Source organism: Akkermansia sp., from assembly GCF_020860705.1.
Taxonomy (GTDB): Bacteria; Verrucomicrobiota; Verrucomicrobiia; order Verrucomicrobiales; family Akkermansiaceae; genus Akkermansia.
The window spans coordinates 56,755-78,232 of the sequence record NZ_JAJBTT010000018.1 but is presented as its reverse complement, the minus strand read 5'-3'; the positions used below and the strand labels follow the sequence as shown (position 1 = coordinate 78,232).

The following is a 21,478-nucleotide window of genomic DNA, read 5'->3' as shown; positions in this document are numbered from 1 at the left end:
GAATCCGGGCACCCTTTCCGCACGTAAAACGATGACGGATTTTCAAGAGGCCGTCTTCCCCGCCGGAAGGCTTTTTCCTTGAAGAAACCGCGCCGGGAGCTATCTTAGCATCCTAGCTCCGTTTTTATATCCCACCATGAATTTTCTTACTAAAGCTTTCTTGCTGGCCACCGTCTCCGGAAGTCTTGCAACCGCTTCCGCAGCAGTTGTCTTTCCGGGGTCCACCCCCGGTGCGGCCAATGCGGAGCAGGCCTCCTCCGGCTATACCCTCTCCAACAACCTTCTGACGGCCAAATTCCTCAACCGCGGCGGCAAACTTTCCTTTGGAGGAATGACGTCCAAACTGGGCCCCGTAGCCAAGGCCGGAGAGGAACTGTTCATCATCAACCTCCAGGACGGCCGGAGCATCAAATCCTCCGACTTGAAGGCGGAAAACGTCAAACTCGTCACCCTCCAGCCCAATCCCAAGGCGTTCAAACTGGCCGACCGCTTCCCCGGAAAAGCCGTCACGGCCTCCTTCCAGGCGCTGAACGGTTCCCTGCACATCTCCTGGCGCGCCGTGCTCAGGGACCATTCCCATTACCTGCGGCAGGAACTCCGCCTGGTCAGTACGCAGCCCGTCCAGATGAAAAACATCGTAGCCATGCAATATGACCTGGTGGAAGGAAAAGCCGGGGCCGCCTCCGTCTCCGGCAACGCCAGAGGCGCCCTCATCGTCAATGACCTGGCTTTCACCGCCCTGGAAACGCCCATGGGCATCAATACCGTGGGAGGAACCGGAAATGCGGAAAGCGGGGACTCCGCAACCTGGAAAGCCAACGCATGGTCCACGGCTTCATGGACGGGCAATTTCAACATCCCGAAGGAACTGAACAAGCAGTACGGGGACAAGCTGGCCTCTGCGGAAGGCCCCGTTACCATTGACGGCAAAGGGCCCTGCACCGTCACTTTCCAGTACAAGGGAGGCGACAAGGGGAATAACAAGCTGAACACGGTCGGCGTGCAGCTCCTTTCCACGAAGGGAGCCGTTCTGGACTCGGATTTCCACGCCGGCAGCACCGGGAATGCCAATGCCAACAACACCTATACCGTAAAAGTTCCCGCCAAGGGGGACTACATGCTGCGCTACTGGGTCCAGACCAAGACTGAACCGATTGCCAGCAAGGGGGAAATCATCTTCTCCCTCCCCGTGCGCACGCTGGATAAAAAAGAGGCTGCCCAAACGGACGATTCCCGGATGGCCCAGGGCCTCTGGAGCCGTAAAACCACCATGCAGCCCAGGGAAGTGTGGGAAGTATCCTCCGTCCTCGGCATCTTTGCCCCCGGCCAGCAGCGCCGCTCCTTCCTGGCCTATATAGAGCGGGAGCGCGTGATGCCCTACCGCCCTTTCATCCATTACAATTCCTGGTATGAACTGAATATCAACCGGAACAATGATTCCGATCCCGCCAAGCGCATGACGGAAGAGCAGTGCCTGGCCGTGCTGAAGGACTGGCAGGAACAGTTTTTCCAGAAACGCGGCATGTCTATTGACGCCTTCGTCTGGGATGACGGATGGGACGAGTTCAACAGCCTGTGGGACTTCCACAAGATGTTCCCGCAGGGATTCAAGCGCGTGGACGCCGCCGCCGGCAGGCAAAAGGCGGGCATCGGCGCGTGGCTGGGCCCGGTGGGCGGCTATGGAGCCTCCAAGGGCAAGCGCCTCGCCCACTGGAACGTCAAGCACCCGGACAACAAGATCGGCAACTTCCAGCTTTCCAACAAGGAATACTTTGACGCCTTTGTGGGCCGCTGCTCCCAGATGGTGAAGGACTACAACATGAAGTACTTCAAATTCGACGGCATCAGCACCCACTTCCACGCCAAGGGCCCCGGCAATGAAGAGGATGCGGAAGGCATCATCCGCGTGCTGACCGCCCTGCGCAAAAAGAAGGGAGATCTTTACATCAACTGCACGGTGGGAACCTGGGCCTCCCCCTTCTGGTTCCGTTACGCGGACTCCGTCTGGAGGCAGGAAAACGACTTCGGCACCATCGGCGTGGGCGACAACCGCGACAAGTGGATCACCTACCGCGACCGCCTGGTGCATGAAGTCTTTGTGCAGGGCTCTCCGCTGATGCCCATCAACTCCATGATGACCCACGGTGTGATCGTCACCAAGTTCGGGCCGCCCGCGTGCATGCCCCGCGATCCTGAAAACGTGAAGAAGGAACTCCGCTGCGCCATGGCCTGCGGGACCTCCCTCCAGGAACTCTATGTGGACCGGGACCTGATGAACGCCCAAAACGGCCTGCTGTGGGACGAGCTGGCCAAGAGCATCAAATGGATACGCCGCAATGCGGACGTGCTGGACGATGTGCACTGGGTGGGCGGCAACCCGTGGAACAAGGATACCAATGAAGGAGCCGTGTACGGGTGGGCCGCCTGGAATAAAAACAAGGCAACCCTGGCGCTCCGCAACTCCTCCGATCAGGAGAAAAGCCTGACCGGCACCCTGCGCAGCCTTCTGGACATCCCCGCAGACGTCAAGGGGGCCATCACCTTCAAGGATTCCTATGACGACCAGAGGGCTCTGGACGGCTTCACCGGCAAGCCCCTGGACATCGACAAAGAGCTGACCTTTACGTTAAAACCCTTTGAAGTGCTGGTGTACGAAGGGGGCAAGGCCAAATAAAACCCTCCGTCATCCGGGAGCATGCACCGGCAATGCAGGACGGACGGTTAAAACAACTCCGTGGGCGGAAGCCGGCAACGCGGCCTCCCGTGGATGCATTCCTCCCACGGACCGGCGGCCCGCACGGAGATCAGAGCATCTTCTCAAACGTCACCGCTTCCAGCGGATCGGCGGGGTTGACCGGCAACACCAGGCATTCCGCATTCTCTCCGCCCAGGTACAGCGTCAGGCTGCTGCCCGGGGAATAAACGATGGATACGCCGTAATACCCGCCCTTTTTCACCAGGGACCAGGTTCCCCGGCAGGAGGAAACAAGATCCTCTTCCAGCACGGAGAGGTCGTCCCTTTCCTCCGGATGGGAAATCCACCAGCCCCACGCCTCCGGACGAGGGAAGGAGGAAATCTCACACGTTCCGTCTTCATGAAGGAAAATCGTGGAAGAACTGACCTGGAAAAAGCGTTTCAGCTCCGGAGGCCGGAAAAACCACCGCTCCCTGGGAGTGGATTCCACCTCATACTTTCCGGACAGGGCCTGAAGCGCCGGCTCCTGAATCCACAGGAAGGTATTTTTATGCATCACCCGGTGGCATGCCAGGCCCACCACGGCCAGCAGGGAAAGGAACGCCAGCAAAAACGCCCACAGGGCCAGCCTCTTTCTCCACCAGGCATAAACGGCGGCCAGTCCCGCCACGCTGCCCACGCAAAGCCAGAAGCCCCAGGAACGGGAGAGGAAGGAAAGAGCCTCCGCCAGCACGGAAAAGCCATGAGAAAGATCACTCCACATAGGTAATTCAGAATCTCCAGAACTCCATCAAAGTCAAGGCAACAATGCTGGTCTTCACGGCACGGAAGGAAAAACTGCGCCGCCTCTTCCTCAAAAACTCCCGTCATCATTTCCGCAAATCTTCCTCCGTCCTTTCCTCATGCACTCCAATCAGGTAAAGAAACATCTCGACCATGAAGAGCGCAGCACACCATCAGGGACTCACGGAACAGCAGGTTCTGGAAAGCCGGACCAAATACGGCGTCAATATCCTGACGCCGCCGGAAAAGGAACCCCTGTGGAAGCAATTCCTGGAGAAATTCTCAGACCCTATCATCAAGATCCTGCTGGTGGCCCTGCTCCTGTCCGTAGGCGTGGCCTGCTACCAGTTTTTTACCGGAGCGGAACCGGCCAGCGTCTTTCTGGAACCCGTGGGCATTCTGGTAGCCATCCTGCTGGCTACCTGCGTGGGCTTCGCCTTTGAGGTAAGCGCCAACAAGAAATTTGAAATCCTGAACCAGGTCAATGACGACACCATGGTCCAGGTCATCCGCGGGGGCAACGTCTGCGAACTGCCCCGCCGTGACGTGGTGGCGGGGGACGTCGTCATCCTGAACACCGGGGAGGAAGTCCCTGCGGACGGAGTTCTGCTGGAAGCCGTTTCCCTCCAGGTCAATGAATCCACGCTGACCGGGGAACCCCTCATCAGCAAAACCACGGTGGAAGCGGAGTTCAACAAGGACGCCACCTACCCCTCCAACCATGTTCTGAAAGGAACCACGGTGGTGGACGGCCACGGGATCATGGAAGTGACGTCCGTGGGGGACAAGACGGAATACGGCAAGGTTTACGAAGGCTCCCAGATTGACAACAAGGTGCAGACTCCCCTCAACCGCCAGCTTTCCAGGCTGGGCGACCTCATCACCTGGGCCAGCTACGCCATTGCCGCCCTCATCATCATCGGCCGCCTTACTCTGTACTTCTCCCATCTGGACGGCCCCGTGGAATGGCTGGGCGCGGGAACCTACATTCTGAACACCGTCATGATCGCCGTAACCGTCATCGTGGTCACGGTGCCGGAAGGCCTGCCCATGAGCGTCACCCTGAGCCTGGCCCTGAGCATGAAGAGCATGCTCGCCAACAACAACCTGGTGCGTAAAATGCACGCCTGTGAAACCATGGGGGCCGCCACCGTCATCTGCACGGACAAGACGGGCACCCTGACGCGCAACCAGATGAACGTGTACAAGGCGGACTTTTACGGCCTGGGGAACGCCTCCCCGGCGGACAACGAGCTGGGCAACCTGATCCGGGAGGGAATCGCCGTGAACTCCACCGCCTTCCTGGACTATGAGAATCCGGAACACATCAAGGCCCTGGGCAACCCCACGGAAGGGGCGCTTCTCCTGTGGCTGCACGGGCTGGGAGTGAATTACCTGGACCTGAGGGAAAACGCCCGCGTGCTGGAACAGCTCACCTTCTCCACGGAGCGCAAGTACATGGCAACCGTGGTGGAATCCCCCCTGCTGGGGAAAAAAATCCTGTACGTGAAGGGAGCGCCGGAAATCGTGCTGGGCCTCTGCTCCACCGTCCTGACTCCGGAAGGCCATGTGCCTGCCGCAGACATGCGCCCCGCGATTGAGGAGCAGCTGCTGGCCTACCAGAACCAGGCCATGCGCACGCTGGGCTTTGCTTACCGGATATTGGATGATGACGCCCCGGTATTCGAGGATGGCCGCGTCATCCGCAAAGACCTGGTTTATCTGGGCATCGCCGCCATTTCCGACCCCGTCCGGGACGATGTCCCCCAGGCCGTGAAGGACTGCATGGATGCAGGCATCAATATCAAGATCGTCACGGGAGACACGCCCGGCACCGCGCGGGAAATCGGCCGCCAGATCGGCCTGTGGACGGAGGCGGACACGCCGGACCGCCTGATGACGGGCGTGGAGTTTGAGCAGACTCCGGATGAGGAATTGCTTAACCGCGTCATGGACCTGAAAATCATGTGCCGCGCCAGGCCCATGGACAAGGAACGCCTGGTGAAACTGCTCCAAAAGAAGGACCAGGTGGTGGCCGTGACGGGGGACGGCACCAATGACGCCCCTGCCCTGAACGCCGCCCAGGTGGGCCTTTCCATGGGGGACGGCACCACCGTGGCGAAGGAGGCCAGCGCCATCACCATTCTGGACAACTCCTTCATGAGCATTTCCCGCGCCGTCATGTGGGGGCGCTCCCTGTACAGGAACATCCAGCGCTTCATCGTCTTCCAGATGACCATCAACGTGGCGGCCTGCCTCATTGTGCTCATCGGCGCGTTCCTGGGCGCGGAATCTCCCCTCACGGTCACGCAGATGCTCTGGGTGAACCTCATCATGGACACCTTCGCCGCCCTGGCCCTGGCCTCCCTGCCGCCGGACGAACGCGTGATGCAGGACCCGCCGCGCAAAACCACGGACCACATCATCACCCGCCCCATGGGCCGGAACATCCTGGGCGTGGGCATCCTGTTCGTGGCCTTCCTGTTCGGCCTGCTGCAATACTTCAAGCATGCGGACATCACCAGCCTGACGCAGTTCAGCCTCAGCGGCTACTTCCGCAGCTACCTGGATTTTTCTTCTCCGGAACACGAACTGACCGGATATGAACTGTCCCTGTTCTTCACCATCTTCGTATTTCTCCAATTCTGGAACATGTTCAATGCCAAGGCATTCAACACACACCAGAGCGCCTTCGCCCGCATGGGCGCCAGTATCGGGGGCTTCGGCCTGGTGGCGCTGCTCATCCTGGCCGGGCAATACATCATTGTCACCTTCGGCGGCAAGATGTTCAACGTGGTGCCCCTGAGCTGGACGGACTGGGGCCTCATCTTTGCCGGCACCTCCATCGTCCTGTGGATCGGGGAACTGGCGAGGGCCTTCACCCCGTCCCCATCTCCCCGGCATCCGTAAGCACGTCCAGCCGCCTGATGCGGCGGAAACCACCCCTGCATGACACGGACGGCGTTGCCGCCCGGAAAGCCTTCTTTCAACAAAGGAGGCCGCAGGCGTGTCATTCACAGCATGGACTTGACACGCCTGACGGGCTCTATTTCCGGTTCCGCCGTTCTCCTTTTCCTGCTTCCCCTCCTGTTTTCCGGGTGTAAAAAGACAGAACAGGCTCCTCATGAAACGCCCACGATTATCTATGAACAGCCCGTTGTCATGGACATTCCGGTCATGGGGAGCTGGGTGGGCCATCTGGACGGCGTGGACAACTCCTCCATCGTGCCCCAGATCACGGGCTACCTGCAAACGCAGAATTACGCCAACGGGGCCATTGTGAAGAAGGGAGAGGCGCTCTTCCGCATTGACGATTCCACCTTCAAGGACCAGGTAACCAGGGCCAAAGCTACGCTGGCGCAGGCGCAGGCCCAGCTTCAGCAGTTGAATTACGATACGGAGATTTACAAGCCCCTGGCCGCGGAGAACGCCATTTCCAAGCAGAAGTACGAGGACACGCGCCTGTCCGCCATTGCGGCGGAAGCGCAGGTGCAGCAGGCCACGGCGGCCTTGGCCCTGGCTGAAAAGAATCTCTCCTATACGGTGCTGTACGCTCCCTTTGACGGAATTGCCGGCATTTCCAAAACAAACATCGGCGACCTGGTCAGCCCGGAAAGCGGCCCCCTCGCCATCGTCTCCTCCGTCAACCCCATCCGCGTCAATTTTGCCGTCACCCAGCAGGAATGGATCCAGCAGGCCGGCAAGAACGGAAATGAAGGCGTCCAGAAAGGCAGCAAGCTGGACATCACGCTGAAGGACGGCACCAAATACCCGGAACAAGCCACGGTGGTGGCCATTGACCGGGCGTTCAATCCCCAGACGGGCACCATCCGCGTGCAGGCCAATCTTCCCAATGCCGACTACCTGCTGCGTCCCGGCATGTTCATCCTCGCCACGGCCCGGCTGGCCACCGTCAAAAATGCGCTGACCGTTCCGTCAAAGGCCCTTCTTTCCACCCAGGGCCGCTTCTTCGTCATCGCGCTGGACGGGAACGACCACCCCTCCATCATTCCCGTGCAGGCAGGAACGCAGCAGGGCGACCGGCAGCAGGTTATTCCGCTGAAACCGGATTCCCTCACCCCGCAGAGCAAGGTGGTCGTGGACGGCCTTCTCCAGGCGGAAATGGCTTCCAGAAACCCGGCTGCACGCATGAAAGCAGTCCCCGCCAGCAACCAATAAGCCCTTCTCCCCATGGCTGATTTCTTCATCAAGCGCCCCATCCTTTCCATCTGCCTCTCCATCATCATCGTTCTGCTGGGGGTCTTCTCCATTCTGCGCCTTCCCATATCCGAGTACCCGGATATCATCCCCCCCTCCATCCAGGTGACGGCCACCTATCCCGGGGCGGACTGCGAGACGGTGGTCAAATCCATCGCCTCCCCCATTGAACAGCAGATGTCCGGCGTAGACGGCATGTCCTACATGACTTCCGTCAATACCAACAACGGGCAGATGAGCATGATGATCCTTTTTGAAACCGGCACGGAGGCGAACATGGACCAGGTGCTTTCCTACCTGCGCTACGGGCAGGCCACCTCCCAGCTTCCGCCGGAAGTCAGCGAACTGGGCGTCTCCCTGCGCAAGACCAGCGGGCTGCCCGCCCTGGTGGTCAGCCTCTATTCCCCGCAGGGCACCTATGACGGCCTCTGGCTGGCGAATTACGCCTATATCAACATGGTGGACGCCATCAAGCGCGTCCCCGGCGTAGGCGACGTGCAGGTATTCGGCTCCGGCCGCTATGCCATGCGCATCTGGCTGAATCCGGAAAAGATGGCCGCCCTGAACATTACGGCCCGTGACGTGATGCTGGCCGTGCAGGCCCAGAACGCCGTGAATCCGGCGGGCAAGATCGGCGCGCAGCCCGCTCCGCCGGACCAGCAGCTTTCCTTTACCGTGAAGGCCCCTGGGCGCCTGACCAGCGTGAAGGAATTTGAAAACATCGTCGTGCGCGGACAGGGCAGCTCCATCGTGCGGGTGAGTGACGTCGCCCGCGTGGAACTGGGTTCGGAGACTTACAGCCTCAGTTCTTCCGTAAACGGCATGCCTGCCGCCTCCATCGGCATTTATGAGGCGCCCGGAGGAAACGCCATCCAGCTGGTGGACAATATCAAGGCCCTGCTGAAAGATACCAACATGCCCCCCGGCATGGATTACCTCGTTTCCCTGGATTCCACCCTGGCCGTCCGTGCCGGGATTAATGACATCGTCAGCACGCTGGTGATCGCCCTGGGCCTGGTGGTGCTGGTGGTTTTCATCTTCCTCCAGGGCTGGCGCGGCACGCTGATTCCGGCCTTCGCCGTGCCGGTTTCCATCGTGGGCGCCTTCATCGCCTTTCCGTTCTTCGGCTTTTCCATCAATACGATCTGCCTGATGGGGCTGGTGCTGGCCATCGGCCTGGTGGTGGATGACGCCATCGTCGTGGTGGAAGCGGTAAAAAACCATATCTCCAACGGGGAGAAGCCCATGCAGGCCACCATGGCGGCCATGAAGGAGGTATCCGGCCCCATCGTGAGTACGGCGCTGGTCATTTCCTGCGTGTTTGTGCCCACCCTGCTGCTGCCCGGCGTTACGGGCAAGCTGTTTGAACAATTCGCCGTGACCATCGGCGTGTCCATCATCATCTCCGCCTTTTGCGCCCTGTCCCTCAGCCCCACCCTGTCCGCCGGACTGCTGAAAGCCGGAAAGGCGGATTCCATTCCACTGCTGGGGCCTTTCTTCAATTTATTCAACAAGGGCTTCAACAAGACACGGGACTGGTACGTGGAAACCTGCGCCAAACTCATCCGGCACATGTGGCTTTCCATCCTTCTGCTGGCCGCCATGACCGTCCTTCTCTTCCCCCTTGCCAAACTCATCCCCACCGGGTTCCTCCCCAATGAAGACCAGGGCTACCTGTTCGGAGGGGTGGAAATGCCGGACAATACTTCCCTGAACGTCACGGCGGCCACAGCCGCGCAGATTGAACGGATCATCCGGGAAGATCCCGGCGTGGAAGTGGTCACCACCGTGAACGGCTTCAACCTCATCAGCTCCGTCCAAAGCTCCTCCAACTCCTTTTTCTTCATTTCCCTGAAACCGTGGTCGGAGCGGACCGCCCCGGGCATGACGGCGGACGGCATCGCCGCCAGGCTGAAAAGCAAGCTGAACGCGGAAATTTCCTCCGGCATGGCGTATGTGGTTCCGCCGCCTCCCCTGCCGGGCGTCGGCACGTCCGGGGACGTCACCTTCCTGCTGGAAGACCGCCAGGGCATCGGGGAGAAATTCCTGGCCGCCAACACGGCCAAGTTCATCGAGGCCGCCACGAAACGGCCTGAAATCGCAGGCATCAGCAATTTCATGTCTCCGTCCAACCTTCAGTACAATCTGAATGTGAACACGGAGCAGGCCACCCTCCAGAACATGAACGTGGATGAGATTTACGCCACCATCCAGGCGTACATGGGCAGCACCTTCCTGAATAATTTCAATATTTACGGGCAGGAATGGCAGGTGTACATGCAGGCGGACGCCCCCTACCGGAACAGCATCGACAAGCTTTCCATGTTCTACGTGCGCAACAATGCCGGGGACCCGGTTCCGCTGGATTCCGTCATCAACGTCACGCACGGCTGGGCGCCGGAATTCCTGATCCGCCAGAACATGTTCAACAGCTCCCAGCTCAACGTCACCCCGGCTCCGGGCTATTCCTCCGGGCAGGTCATGAATGCCCTGGAGGAAGTCTTCGCCCAGACGATGCCCTCCGGCATGGGGTATGATTATTCCGGCATGAGCTACCAGGAAAAACAGGCGCAGCACGGCATCACCATCGGCATGATTTTTGCGGCCTCCGCCATCTTCGTTTTCCTGATCCTGGCCTCCCTGTATGAAAGCTGGTCGCTACCCGTCGCTGTCTTCATGACCGCTCCCATCGCCATTCTGGGCGCTTTCCTGGCACTGTGGATTTTCGGCCAGCAGTTGAACATTTACTCGGAAATCGGACTCATCGTGCTGATTGCGCTGGCGGCGAAAAACGCCATCCTCATCGTGGAATTCGCCGTGCTGGAACTGAAACAGGGGAAAGACCTGCTCACCTCCACGCTGGATGCGGCCAGAATCCGTTTGCGCCCCATCCTGATGACCAGCATCGCCTTCATCATGGGCTGTCTTCCCCTGGCCCTGGCCACGGGCGCGGGAGCGGCGGCGCGGCAGGTGGTCGGCATAGGGGTGATCGGCGGCATGATTACGGCCGTCTTCATCGGGGTGTTCTTCATCCCCTCCTTCTTCTATCTGGTTGCCAAACTTGCCAGGCTGGACAAGAAAGTGGCCCGCCAGCTTCAGGAAAAGGCGCAGGGAGCGCCCGCTCCGGTAAAATGAGCAATGCCCGCGCCCGGAACGGAAAACCCTGCGGACGGCAATAGACGCTTTTTCTCTACACGCTTTTTCCCTACATCCAGAATATCCAGGCCCAGAAGGCCTTGACAAGGACGAGCACCACATTGATCAGCAGCCCCACCTTGATCATGGTCATTTGAGGGAATTTCCCCGTGGCGAAGGCCAGGGCATTCGGCGGCGTGGATACCGGAAGCATGAAGGCGCAGGAAGCGCCGATACCCACCAGAAGCACCAGCGGCAGGGCGGACATGCCCATGGCGGAGGCCACCGTAACCATCAGGGGGGCCACCAGGGCCGCGCTGGCCGTATTGGAGCAGAATTCCGTCAGGGACGTAATGAAAACGCTGATGATGAGCAGGATGACCAGGGGACTCTGGCCCATGGCCAGGGAAGACACCCGGTCCGCCAGAAATCCCGCGGCCCCCGTCTGCACCAGAATGCTGCTGAGCGTGATGCCTCCCCCAAACAGCAGCAGAACGCCCCAGTCCGTATTTTTGGCAATGCCGCTCCAGTTGATGACCCCGCACAGGGGCAGCAGCACCGCGGCGCACAGCGCAATGAGCGTATCCATGGACGGGATGCCCCCCAGCGCGGAGGAAAGGAAGCTGCTGCACATCCAGCTGCCGGCCACCAGCACAAACAGAACCAGCACGCGCACCTGCCTGGCGTTCAGGCGGGATTCCGTCTCATCCCCTTCTGCCGGGGACATATCCACATGCAGACCCAGCCGTGGGCGTAAAAACAGGTACATCAGGCAAAAGACAATTACCCCGAATACCAGCACAATGGGCATGGCGATCCGGAACCATTCCGCAAACCCCATGCCGAGCTCATGCGCCGCAATGGCATTGGGAGGGGAACCCACCAGCGTTCCCATGCCGCCGATGGAGGCGCTGTACGCCACTCCCAGCACGGCAAAGGGGGCCGTTGTCCCGATCTTTTCCGCCGGAATGCGGTCCAGCAGTCCGATAACCAGGGGGAGCATCATGGCCGCCGTGGCCGTGTTGGACATCCACATGGAGAGAAAGGCCGTCGCCAGAAAGATCAGCACCAGCGCCATGCCCAGGCTTCCGCGGGCCATTTTGAGAATTTTTCCCGCGAGCCAGGTGTCTATCTTCTGTTCATGAAGGGCGCCGGCCATGGCAAAGCCGCCGAAGAACAGGAAAATGGTGGGATCGGCAAAGCCTGCCAGCGCCTTCGCTCCCGGAAGAATGCCCATGAACATGGCGAGCACCGGCACCAGCAGGGCGGTCACGGTCACATGCAGCGCCTCCGTCAGCCACAGAACGCCAATGAAGGTGAGAACGGCCAGCCCTCTGGCTACCTCCGGGTCCACGGGGAGCCACTTGAGCATCGCCAGGAAAAGAAGCACGTCACACGCAATGATGATGTAATTGCGGTGCCCCTTGGCGGAATCTGTCGTACGATGGCGCATGGTTAAAAAATGGTGTTATTTCCTTTTGTACGCTTCCGGGAAATAGAGTCAACTTCATTCCGGAAGATGCCGGGAGAAGCTCCCCCACCTGCATCAAGAACAAGGAAGGAGTCCGGAGTGCGGACTCTGGATACGGCCTCCCCGGCACAGGCGCAGGAAACCCGTGCGGACCATCCCTCCCCCTTTTGAAAACGAGAGAAGTCCAGACATGCAAAAAGCCGCCCGGCACATGCGGGGCGGCTTGTAAAAACTGTTTGATTGACGCGCGAAGGGGGGAACCCTGCGCCCGGGCAATTATTCAGCGGCAGGTTCGGCAGCCTTCTTGGCAGCCGGCTTTTTGGCGGGGGCCTTCTTGGCAGGAGCCTTGGTTTCAGCCTTCTTGGCGGGGGCCTTGGCCGCGGTCTTTTTGGCGGGAGCTTCCTTGGCGGCAGGCTTGGCGTCCTTGGCAACGGGAACGGCCAGACGGATAGGCGTATTGGAATTCAACTTGGCCTGTTCCTTCTTACGCTTGTTGTATTCGGCACGTCTGCGGCGCTTGGTGACTTTGCGGATTTGCTGTCCCATAGTGATAATTGCTATGATATTTACTAATTCTTAAAAGCTCCATGTGGCACATGGGCGTGGATACAACTACCAACCCCGCATCCCATACGCAAGCACAAAGCGTTATTAAGGCACAGAAAGGGGACGGCAGCCCCCTTTTTTCCCAACCGGACGACGGGAAAAAGGAACGGAGCGGAGGCGGTTCTACCACAATTTCAGCGCATCCACCCGGACCGGGCGTTCCCAGCGCAGGTGGTCACGGATGGCGGCGGCAATGAATTCCAGGCCGCGCTCCACCGCCGTGACCAGTCCGTCCCCGGCGGCCAGGCGCGCCGCAATGGCGGCGGACAGGGAACAGCCCGTTCCATGCGTGCTCACCCCCTGCACGCGCGGGCGGTTCCATTCCCCCAGAATGCGGCCGTCCTGCCCCGCCAGCACGTCCCGGCAGTCCCCTTCCAGATGACCGCCCTTCAGAAGAACCGGGCATCCGTACTTCAGGGCCAGCCGTGCGGCGGCCTCCGGCAGTTCATCCCTTCCGGGATTGGAGGAAGAGCGGAGCAGCACGGCGGCCTCATCCAGATTGGGCGTCAGCAGGGCCGCGCCCGGCAGCAGCAGTTCTTCATAAACGGCTACCGCCTCCTCCCGCATCAGCCGATCGCCCGCCGTGGCGATCATCACGGGGTCCACCACTACGGGAATATCCGCATCCGCCAGCACTTCATGCACCGCCCGGACAATGGCCGGAGAATACAGCATGCCCGTCTTCACGGCGCCCACGGGAAAATGTTCCAGATTGATTCTGACCTGGTCCGCCACCAGCGCAGGGTCCACCTCCTGAATGCCGCGCACGAGCCCCGGCACCTCGGACACGACGCAGGTGACGGCCGTCAGCGCAAACGCTCCCATGGCCAGGGCCGCCTTCATATCCGCCTGAAGCCCGGCCCCCGCGGAACAGTCGGAACCGGCAATCGTCATCATTACGGGAATGCTCATGCCCCTGTTTTTAATCGGCAGGGACGGTCTTGAACATCCCAAAATCCGCACGCACCGCCTCAATGTCACACATCCGGGTGGGAAAACGCCGAGGGAATGCCACAATCCGCCCATGACCAACCCTGCCCCGGACGATCAGGAATTCTGGCTTTTCATCCAGCCTGCGCCCCTGCCCACGGCTGAGGAATTGCAAAAAAACATGTTCCGCCTGGACCCGTGCTTCCGGCTGAACCTTTCCGGCGCGCCGGAAAACGCGCCGGACCACGTGCTGGAAGGGGAATACCTGGATGAAGAAGGGGAATCCCAGCTGGACGTGTTCTGGGTGATGGAGAGGGACGACGCGCGCCAGGCATTCAAGAGGGACGCCTCCGCCCTCCGGCAAATAGGAAACCGTACCAAAATGCTGCGTTTCATCCTGGAGGATGAATGCGCCCTGGGCCACGTTTTCGCCATGATCCACGCCATTCTGGAACACCGGGACGGCCTGCTGGTCATTCCGGACGCCCGGGGAAACATCGTTCTGGAACGGAAGCAGGCCCTGGAATTCCTGAACCGGGAAATCCGGGAAGGCTAACGTTCTTCCGTCTGCGGCGCACGGCCGCCTTCCCGCTCTGCATTCAGCTGGAGGGCCTTCTTTTTCCAGACTTCCGCCATGTCCGCATCCTGCCTGGTTCCCTTTCCGGTGCTGTAGCAGACGGAAAGCATCAGCATGGCGTTGACGTGGTCCTGCCCGGCGGCCAGCCGGAGCCAGTTGAACGCCTTGCCCTCATCCACGGGCACGCCGGAGCCTTCCAGATACGCCAGCCCCGCGATGTACTGGGCATGGGCGTCCCCGGCGGAAGCCGCCTGCTCATACCATTTCATCGCACGCTCCATATCCTGCTCCACGCCCGTCCCCTTCGCATAAATATTCCCCAGATAGACGGAGGAAGCCGTATTCCCCCCGTTGGCGGCTTTTTCCAGCAAAACCAGTCCGGAGGCCGCATCCCGGTCAAAGCCCATTTTCCCTTCCATGTAGGCCCGGCCCAGCAGTCCCATGGCCGCCGGATGTTCCTCATCCGCCGCCTTCTGCCACAGTTCCAGAGCCTTGTTCCCGTCCTGGTTCACTCCATCCCCCTTGAAATACATCATGCCCAGCATGTACAGGGCGTTACCCCGCTGACTGCCGGGCCGCGCGAGGCCGTACTCAAACCATTCCCTGGCCGCTGCCGCATCACGCTTGACGCCGGTTCCGTACAGGAACATGGCGCCGATGACCGTTTCCCCGGAATACCCGGCGCCGGCCTCCGCCACGGAGTCACACCAGGAACGCACATCCAGCGGATGGGCCCAGCCGTTCTGCAATCCCTCCGCATACAGGGCGGCCACGTCATTGAGCGCCTTCACATGCTCCTTGTCATTCCCCTTCTCACGGGCGGCCCTGGCGGATGCGGCGGCAAGGCGTTCCTGCCATTTTCCTGCCTCCCCCTTTTCTGCGGCAGGCGCTTCCCTCTCCCCGGAAGGGGAAGGCTGATCTTTCCCGGCTGCGGGTTTGCGGTCGCACCCGCACCAGAAAAGGGATACGGAGACAGCCAGGCATCCGGCGGCAACTTTTCTCATCATGTCCATTACCATAGGACAGCCGCGCGGACCTGCCAAGAAGAGAAATGACGGAAATGCCGCAGCCGCCCGCGCCTGGGGGACATCCCGGACGCCTCTTGAACCGCGGAAGAGGGATTTTCTCTTTTATCATTGAATATTTTCCTCTTTTTGTTCTACTGGAACCAGTTCAACCGCTGATGAAATTTGTACCGCGCCTGTATCTCCTGACGTGCCTGGTCCTGGTGTCCATGGGGGGAGTCTGCTGCCGGATTTCTGCTGCGGAACCTCCCGTAAAATACATTTTTGAACTGTCGGACGAACCGGTGAAAGTCCGCCCGGGGAAAATAGATACCAAAAGCGTTTTCTTCCCCAAATACGCGCGCGGCACCTCTCCGGAAGCCCTGAAACAGCAGGCTGCCCTCTTCCAGTCCCAGATGGAGCGCGCCGCGCCCAAAAACAAGCCCGCCATCAGCATCCACATGAATGAAGACAGGGTGGAAACGGACAGGCAAGCCCTGTCAGGCTACGAATTCTACCATCCGGCCAGCAAGGAAGAGCTGGTCATCACCACGGAAAAACCGGATGACGAGGTCTGGCTGAACGACGGCGACCCGGACAGCCCTTTTTTCCATACGCCCCCTTCCGCCACCAATACGGAGATCCGTGAGATTTCCTCGCCCTCCGACGTCTGGCCCGCCTGGAACGAGGCGGAAGTCAATCTGCACATGAATCTACCGGAATCGGAGCCGAAACCTTTCGTCATCCAGCCGGCTCCGTCCGGGGCCTTCCGCACCATCATCAAATCCTTCAACGGGACCATTTTTGAAGCGGACTCCCGGCCCATGCATCCCGTGTGGGACCAGCTTCCCCCCGGGTACGTCCCCATTCCGGCGCTCCCGGCCTACCAGCCCACCGTACTGAGAAAATTACAATAACGGAGGTGGTGGATCAGAACTTGAACCGGACGGCTCCGAAAACGCTCCATCCGTTGAACGCCCTGGCCGTTGTTGAATCCACGCGGCTGGTGATGTATTCCACCGCCAGCATCAGTTTGACCGCATTCACGGCTTCCGGGCACAGGTAGCAGTTCAGCCCCAGGTAAAAGGAATGCATGCTGTCCACCCATGCGGGGTAATGGGTGACGCTGGGCGCATACCGGGTGTTCAGCTTCACGGAACGGTTGCCGAAGGAACACTGGTACTGGAAGACGCCTTCCAAATGGGGGGAAATCCGGTAAACGGGCTGAAGAACCAGGCCATACACATTCTTGGCGCCCGGCTGCCCGACAATCCCCACCCCCGCCAGCAGGTTCCCCATCACGGAAAAGGCGCCACGGCTGGCGTCCCAGCTCAGGGAAACAACGTCCTGCGCCCCCGTTCCGCAGTAATCGGAAGTGGAAGGAATCTTCCTTCCGCGCCACTCCGTAAAATTATGGGCGTACTGGTACCCCAAGGTCTGGCTGTCCCACATGGGGGAGGCCACCTTCCACTTCATGGCGTTCAGGGCAAAAAGATTGTCCGCGGAATGGAACTGGATTTCATCCTTCAGATCCGTGCCGTTCGCGTTCAGGTAAATGCCGTAGGAATGGTACAGGCTTTTGGCGTCCTTCTGGAAATTGGCCTCCAGCCCCCAGTTGGAAATGGGAATCAATTCATTGCACAGGGCGGACCTTTCCACCGTCTTGATCCGGGAGGAAGCCAGGCAGTATTCGGACGTGAGTTGCGGCGTCAGCTTCCCCGCCCTGAACTTGACGCCGGGCATGGTCTTTTCCAGATAAAGCTCATACAGGGACCATTCCGTGCGGCTGCCGGTCCATTCCCCGCGCACTTCACGGTGGCGGCCTTCCAGGTCCCCCACATTCGTCAGGTTGGACAGGCGCCAGGAGCCGTCTCCCATCAGAATGTCGCCGCCCAGGTAGGCCCGCCGCCACTCGCTGTTATGGCCGCCGGAAGAAGGGCAGAACTTGTTGGCTCCATTGGGGCTGACGGCGGCAGCCTGGTACTGGCCGATCAGAGTCAGCTTCACCTTCCTGATCCAGGAGGAATCATTCCGGTAGAGAACGGGGCCGCGGTCCAGCACGCTGCACAGGGAAGGAAGGGAGCCCGCGGATGCCGGACGGGCCTGCGCCATCCCCGCGCCGTCCCCCGCCGCGTGGAAAACAGCGCACCAGCAGACGGCAGACAGGCAATTCCGCAGAAAAACAGGCTTCATCATAGGATTAACGAACAAGTTGCAGGACGCACACCTTACGGGGACACCCCTGAAAATCAAGTCCGGATGTTCCTTTTGCCATTGCAGGTTTCCGGGTGGCCGTGTTATAAAAACGGACAGATATGAACACGCCAGCACGCCCTTCCCTCTGGAGATACTTTATCCTGTGCCTCACGAAAAATTACGCTACGTTCTCGGGGACGGCCTCGCGGCGGGAGTTCTGGGGATTCTACCTCTTCCTGTTTATCTTTTCCTTCGTCTTCGGCATGGCCGGCGGGGTCATCTTTGCGTTGGGGCTGCCGTGGGGGGAACTGTCGGGAATGCAGGACCCGGAACAAGTCCAGACGATCATCTCTTCCCACATGGCGCCCTTCATCCTCATCGTGCAAATCGTCACCATGGTCTTCTATCTGCCCATCTGGGGCGTTACCATCAGAAGGCTCAGGGACGCGGGGTTCAGTACGGCATGGGGGTACGGCTACATTGCGCTGGCCGTCATCAGTATTATCAACTGGGCCGTGCTGGACCGCTTCCAATACGAAGGAGGCTCCATCACCCAGTTCCTGGGCGTCCTTTCCTCCGCCTACTGGCTGCTGCTGATCATTCTGGCATGCTTCCCCTCCCGGCCTGCGGAGGAGAACACGCCTGAATAACCATCTCCCGCTCCTCCGGGGACAGTCCGTAAATCTCTTCCACCAGCCTGTTCATCCGTTCATCTGCCTCCGGGCAATAACGGACCGCAAGGGCATCCGCCAGCGCCTCTACCTCCCGCAGCCGGGAAAGGCCGGGCACCCGGATGGGAACGCGCAGGATGGGGGCCGTATCCATCTGGAAAAAATCCCCCTGCATTTTCCCCCGGCGGAGAAACCAGAACTGCATGAGGCGGGAATTGAACAGGGCGGCCAGGTACTTCATGCTTATGCGCTCCGTGCGTATCACGTTGAACGCCATCATCACATACGCCTCCTTCTCCGTATAGGCAAAGGTGGGCCGGGCGCACTTGCGTACCGCCAGAATCTTGGGACCGGGAAGGAAGAACCGTTCCTTCCGGGGCCAGTGCACGTGGTAGTACTTCATGCGGCCCATGCGTGTTTCCCGCCGGGCTTCCATCAGGGGGCGGAATTTTTCCAGATGGCGGATGAGCGTAACGGCCCGGTCCGCCCCGTTGGAAGGCGTAAGGTACAGCAGCACTTTTTCCGGTTCCCGTACTCCGTAGCGCTGCACCAGGTGGGGTTCATACAGGGGTTTGAGAAACCGCCGCTCCTGCTCCGGCACGTCATGGAATTGACGCTCCGGCACCACAAACACGCCTTCCCCGCGCCGGATGCCCCTCTTTCGCGCCTCCCCGGCACCCAGCGTTCCCAGGGCGCGGGCGGAAACCACATCCGGATTGGGCACGATTCCCTGGGCGATCTCACTTGCAGCGTCCAGCTCCAAATCCCTGCGTGACTCCATCCTGTCCAGAAGAGCTTGTTCCGCCGCGGAACAGAAAAACAGGCCATGCAGCGCCGCAGCCTTCCGGTCTTCCGGCAAGGGATGCGCCTCATAGGGGGCATGGTCCAGAAAATCCCGCACTTCTTCCACGGCTTCCGGGGAGCCGGAAAAACGGCGGTATTCCACGGCCGCGCACCCGGACTCCGCCCCTTTTTCCGCCAGCAGGGTCATGGTATGCACCCGCGCTCCCTCAAAAACCCGGCAGGCGCCAAAGTCCGACAAATGCAGGTGCGCACATTCCGCCAGAAGCTTCCGGCGCAGGGGGGCCGCCCCGGCATTCGCCATCCACTTGTTGGGCACGACCAGATGCATCACGCCGCCCGGCTTCAGGGCGTCCAGCCCCACGCAGGCGAACACGTACCAGTAATCCATGCGTGAAGAACAGTAGGAAGCCAACGGAGAAGACTTCAGGCGGTCAAACAGTTCCTTGTTCCCTTTTTCCCCGACAAAAGGGGGATTCCCGATTACCAGGTCAAAGCCTCCGTCCGCCATCACCGCTGAAAGGCCCCGCTGCCAGACGCCATCCTCAGACATGTCCAGGCCATCCCCGCACAGCAGGTGGTCCCGGCAATACCCTTTTCCTCCGGCAGCGAGCCATGCACAGTGAAAACGGAAACGCGCCACCTCCAGCGCCTCCGCACAAACATCCACCCCGTAAATATTCTCTTCCTGAATGGTACGAACTAAATCGGCCTCCGTATATTTCGGCTCCAGACGCTTTCTGCGGGCGACAAGTTCCCGAAGCATTCCCATAGTGAAAGCCCCGGCCCCGGCGGATAAATCCAGCACCCGGATATTTTTCAGCAACCTGGCTTCCTCATCACCATTCCTGGGAACAGGCAATCTGGATGCCAGCCAGAAGGATACCGCCTCCCGGACCATCCAGCGGACCAGGAAGCCGGGAGTATACACGGTTCCGGAACGGCGGGCATCCGTCAGAGAGCGTTCCTGCATCCCCTCCAGCACGGAAGGAGTAACAGCCCGGTGAGCATCCTCTTCCCTCAGGGAAAAAAAGAATCCTTCCGGCAGGCGGCATGCATGGTCCGCCTGCCGTTCCAGCAAATTGTTCATCAAAGCCTCTTTCAACCGCCCCCATGCTTCGGAATGGCTCCCCCTTCCCCGCTCCGGGACAAAACACCGGGCCATGAAACAATCCTGAACGCTCCGCTCCTTCACTACCGTATTCGTACACTACCAGACCGGCCCACGCAATCAAAAGCAGAAATTGCCTCGGATGCCTCCCTCACTATATTTCTGTCCGGGACGTTTTTCCTTAACATTCCATGCATGCTTCCCGCAGGGAAAGGCAGTCGCAGTCTCCTGAAATCATCCGGGGAGCATCCGCAGCTCTTGCAACAATAAAACCTGTATAGCGTCAAAAATATATCATTATGCCAGGAACCCTGCACAGGAAGGCGGCGAATGTATATGTTTCAGAAATCATTCATAAAATCATGAAGGGAGGGCACTGCGGTTACAGGTATCCCTGACGTCCTGTTTTTCTATTACTCTGGAAAATGTGACAGTACCATGTATTCTCAAGGCGATGTTTACAGCCCCGACGAATACCAAACAGCTTTAGAATCATAGGCAATATGAAAAAAAATGTATTAAAAATATCTTTCCTGATTACATTGGTTATTTTAATCATTTCAGCAATTATTTTATTTACAAAAAACAATTGTGCCCATATTCAAATAAAATCAGAATCCGGAGATATTGTTTTTTCCGATGATGTATCATTTAATCAAAATCCGTATTTTTTAAATTTTGATTCCGACAACATCCGGGATTTTCTAGCAAAAAATGATATTGGAGATACGGACAGAATAATCATTTATAATAACGATCATGTCATTTACCGGGGATATAAGGGATATCTGCGTTCTTTGAACGATTCCAGGCAATGGGGACTTCCCGGGAGATTCGTTAAAAAAGGCACAGTATTGACGGATATGTTTGCCATCTCCACTTATTACAGTGGACATGTTTTCAAAGAACCGTATTCCAAGCAATATTTTCTTGAAATGTCATGCGTGGACGAAAACGATCCTTTCCCCATGTATGGAGAAAATCAATAAGAACGGCATTCGCATGGAATTCTTTATGTTGCTGTTATTAAAAACGAAATGTAATTCTCAAGAGATTTCAACACCTGATTTTAAACAACGGCCTCTCCATATTATCGTGTATGCTTGCACCTCCGGGAAAAAGGTCTGGCAGGATAAATGAGAATTGGCAAGAACAAATCGTTTTTTCAACATTCCTATCAACCAAAAGCCCGGCTTTGCTATCAGCAAGCCGGACTTAAAAAAGAGATGGTACCCCGTCACGGGCTCGAACCGTGGACAAACTGATTAAGAGTCAGCTGC

15 protein-coding genes are annotated in these 21,478 nt (G+C 59.0%); 8 read left to right on the top strand and 7 right to left on the bottom strand.

The window, feature by feature from the left end; all coding sequences use genetic code 11:
- Positions 1–136: 136 nt before the first annotated feature.
- Positions 137–2,674, top strand: coding sequence for a hypothetical protein (locus LIO64_RS03610; RefSeq protein ID WP_290548082.1), 2,538 nt, complete (start codon positions 137–139; stop codon positions 2,672–2,674).
- A gap of 130 nt (positions 2,675–2,804) precedes the next feature.
- On the opposite strand, the gene LIO64_RS03605 is transcribed toward LIO64_RS03610, so the two are convergent.
- Positions 2,805–3,458 (bottom strand): hypothetical protein, encoded by a 654-nt coding sequence (locus LIO64_RS03605; RefSeq protein WP_290548081.1) that lies wholly within the window; start codon positions 3,456–3,458, stop codon positions 2,805–2,807.
- 173 nt (positions 3,459–3,631) lie between these two features.
- Between LIO64_RS03605 and LIO64_RS03600 the strand changes: the two genes are divergently transcribed.
- From LIO64_RS03600 to LIO64_RS03590, 3 genes are all read left to right on the top strand, one after another.
- Positions 3,632–6,388, top strand: coding sequence for a calcium-translocating P-type ATPase, PMCA-type (locus LIO64_RS03600; protein WP_290548080.1), 2,757 nt, complete (start codon positions 3,632–3,634; stop codon positions 6,386–6,388).
- Between the two features lie 111 nt (positions 6,389–6,499).
- On the top strand, positions 6,500–7,657 hold the full coding sequence (locus tag LIO64_RS03595) for an efflux RND transporter periplasmic adaptor subunit (protein WP_290548079.1): 1,158 nt from the start codon (positions 6,500–6,502) through the stop codon (positions 7,655–7,657).
- A gap of 12 nt (positions 7,658–7,669) precedes the next feature.
- A complete protein-coding gene (locus LIO64_RS03590) occupies positions 7,670–10,831 on the top strand; it encodes an efflux RND transporter permease subunit (RefSeq protein ID WP_290548078.1) in 3,162 nt (1,053 codons plus the stop codon).
- Positions 10,832–10,901: 70 nt separating this feature from the next.
- Here LIO64_RS03590 and LIO64_RS03585 read toward each other — a convergent pair whose 3' ends face one another.
- The 3 genes from LIO64_RS03585 to thiD form a co-directional block, all read right to left on the bottom strand.
- Positions 10,902–12,284 (bottom strand): DASS family sodium-coupled anion symporter, encoded by a 1,383-nt coding sequence (locus LIO64_RS03585; protein ID WP_290548077.1) that lies wholly within the window; start codon positions 12,282–12,284, stop codon positions 10,902–10,904.
- 294 nt (positions 12,285–12,578) lie between these two features.
- A complete protein-coding gene (locus tag LIO64_RS03580) occupies positions 12,579–12,848 on the bottom strand; it encodes a hypothetical protein (RefSeq protein WP_290548076.1) in 270 nt (89 codons plus the stop codon).
- 183 nt (positions 12,849–13,031) lie between these two features.
- The gene (gene thiD, locus LIO64_RS03575) at positions 13,032–13,820 is read right to left on the bottom strand and encodes a bifunctional hydroxymethylpyrimidine kinase/phosphomethylpyrimidine kinase (protein ID WP_290548075.1); all 789 of its coding nucleotides are present in this window, start codon (positions 13,818–13,820) and stop codon (positions 13,032–13,034) included.
- On the opposite strand from thiD, the gene LIO64_RS03570 reads away from it, so the two are divergent.
- A complete protein-coding gene (locus LIO64_RS03570) occupies positions 13,819–14,394 on the top strand; it encodes a hypothetical protein (protein WP_290548074.1) in 576 nt (191 codons plus the stop codon). The genes thiD and LIO64_RS03570 overlap by 2 nt on opposite strands.
- Here the strand turns inward: LIO64_RS03570 and LIO64_RS03565 are convergent.
- A complete protein-coding gene (locus LIO64_RS03565; RefSeq protein ID WP_290548073.1) occupies positions 14,391–15,422 on the bottom strand; it encodes a tetratricopeptide repeat protein in 1,032 nt (343 codons plus the stop codon). The genes LIO64_RS03570 and LIO64_RS03565 overlap by 4 nt on opposite strands.
- Before the next feature lie 176 nt (positions 15,423–15,598).
- Between LIO64_RS03565 and LIO64_RS03560 the strand changes: the two genes are divergently transcribed.
- A complete protein-coding gene (locus LIO64_RS03560; protein ID WP_290548072.1) occupies positions 15,599–16,336 on the top strand; it encodes a hypothetical protein in 738 nt (245 codons plus the stop codon).
- A 13-nt stretch (positions 16,337–16,349) separates the two neighbouring features.
- On the opposite strand, the gene LIO64_RS03555 is transcribed toward LIO64_RS03560, so the two are convergent.
- A complete protein-coding gene (locus LIO64_RS03555) occupies positions 16,350–17,615 on the bottom strand; it encodes a hypothetical protein (RefSeq protein WP_290548071.1) in 1,266 nt (421 codons plus the stop codon).
- Between the two features lie 119 nt (positions 17,616–17,734).
- On the opposite strand from LIO64_RS03555, the gene LIO64_RS03550 reads away from it, so the two are divergent.
- The gene (locus LIO64_RS03550; RefSeq protein ID WP_290548070.1) at positions 17,735–18,265 is read left to right on the top strand and encodes a DUF805 domain-containing protein; all 531 of its coding nucleotides are present in this window, start codon (positions 17,735–17,737) and stop codon (positions 18,263–18,265) included.
- On the opposite strand, the gene LIO64_RS03545 is transcribed toward LIO64_RS03550, so the two are convergent.
- Positions 18,213–20,177 carry a TaqI-like C-terminal specificity domain-containing protein gene (locus tag LIO64_RS03545; RefSeq protein WP_290548069.1) on the bottom strand — a complete coding sequence of 655 codons (1,965 nt, stop codon included), beginning with the start codon at positions 20,175–20,177 and terminating at the stop codon, positions 18,213–18,215. The two genes, LIO64_RS03550 and LIO64_RS03545, sit on opposite strands and share 53 nt — an antisense overlap.
- A 524-nt stretch (positions 20,178–20,701) precedes the next feature.
- Between LIO64_RS03545 and LIO64_RS03540 the strand changes: the two genes are divergently transcribed.
- Positions 20,702–21,187 (top strand): hypothetical protein, encoded by a 486-nt coding sequence (locus tag LIO64_RS03540; protein ID WP_290548068.1) that lies wholly within the window; start codon positions 20,702–20,704, stop codon positions 21,185–21,187.
- Positions 21,188–21,478: the final 291 nt, after the last annotated feature.

Bases quoted from the DNA above. Each gene is read 5' to 3' on its own strand.
- LIO64_RS03610 (WP_290548082.1), top strand. From the start codon at position 137: ATGAATTTTCTTACTAAAGCTTTCTTGCTGGCCACCGTCTCCGGAAGT.
- LIO64_RS03605 (WP_290548081.1), bottom strand. From the start codon at position 3,458: ATGTGGAGTGATCTTTCTCATGGCTTTTCCGTGCTGGCGGAGGCTCTT.
- LIO64_RS03600 (WP_290548080.1), top strand. From the start codon at position 3,632: ATGAAGAGCGCAGCACACCATCAGGGACTCACGGAACAGCAGGTTCTG.
- LIO64_RS03595 (WP_290548079.1), top strand. From the start codon at position 6,500: ATGGACTTGACACGCCTGACGGGCTCTATTTCCGGTTCCGCCGTTCTC.
- LIO64_RS03590 (WP_290548078.1), top strand. From the start codon at position 7,670: ATGGCTGATTTCTTCATCAAGCGCCCCATCCTTTCCATCTGCCTCTCC.
- LIO64_RS03585 (WP_290548077.1), bottom strand. From the start codon at position 12,284: ATGCGCCATCGTACGACAGATTCCGCCAAGGGGCACCGCAATTACATC.
- LIO64_RS03580 (WP_290548076.1), bottom strand. From the start codon at position 12,848: ATGGGACAGCAAATCCGCAAAGTCACCAAGCGCCGCAGACGTGCCGAA.
- LIO64_RS03570 (WP_290548074.1), top strand. From the start codon at position 13,819: ATGCCCCTGTTTTTAATCGGCAGGGACGGTCTTGAACATCCCAAAATC.
- thiD (WP_290548075.1), bottom strand. From the start codon at position 13,820: ATGAGCATTCCCGTAATGATGACGATTGCCGGTTCCGACTGTTCCGCG.
- LIO64_RS03565 (WP_290548073.1), bottom strand. From the start codon at position 15,422: ATGATGAGAAAAGTTGCCGCCGGATGCCTGGCTGTCTCCGTATCCCTT.
- LIO64_RS03560 (WP_290548072.1), top strand. From the start codon at position 15,599: ATGAAATTTGTACCGCGCCTGTATCTCCTGACGTGCCTGGTCCTGGTG.
- LIO64_RS03555 (WP_290548071.1), bottom strand. From the start codon at position 17,615: ATGATGAAGCCTGTTTTTCTGCGGAATTGCCTGTCTGCCGTCTGCTGG.
- LIO64_RS03550 (WP_290548070.1), top strand. From the start codon at position 17,735: ATGAACACGCCAGCACGCCCTTCCCTCTGGAGATACTTTATCCTGTGC.
- LIO64_RS03545 (WP_290548069.1), bottom strand. From the start codon at position 20,177: ATGAACAATTTGCTGGAACGGCAGGCGGACCATGCATGCCGCCTGCCG.
- LIO64_RS03540 (WP_290548068.1), top strand. From the start codon at position 20,702: ATGAAAAAAAATGTATTAAAAATATCTTTCCTGATTACATTGGTTATT.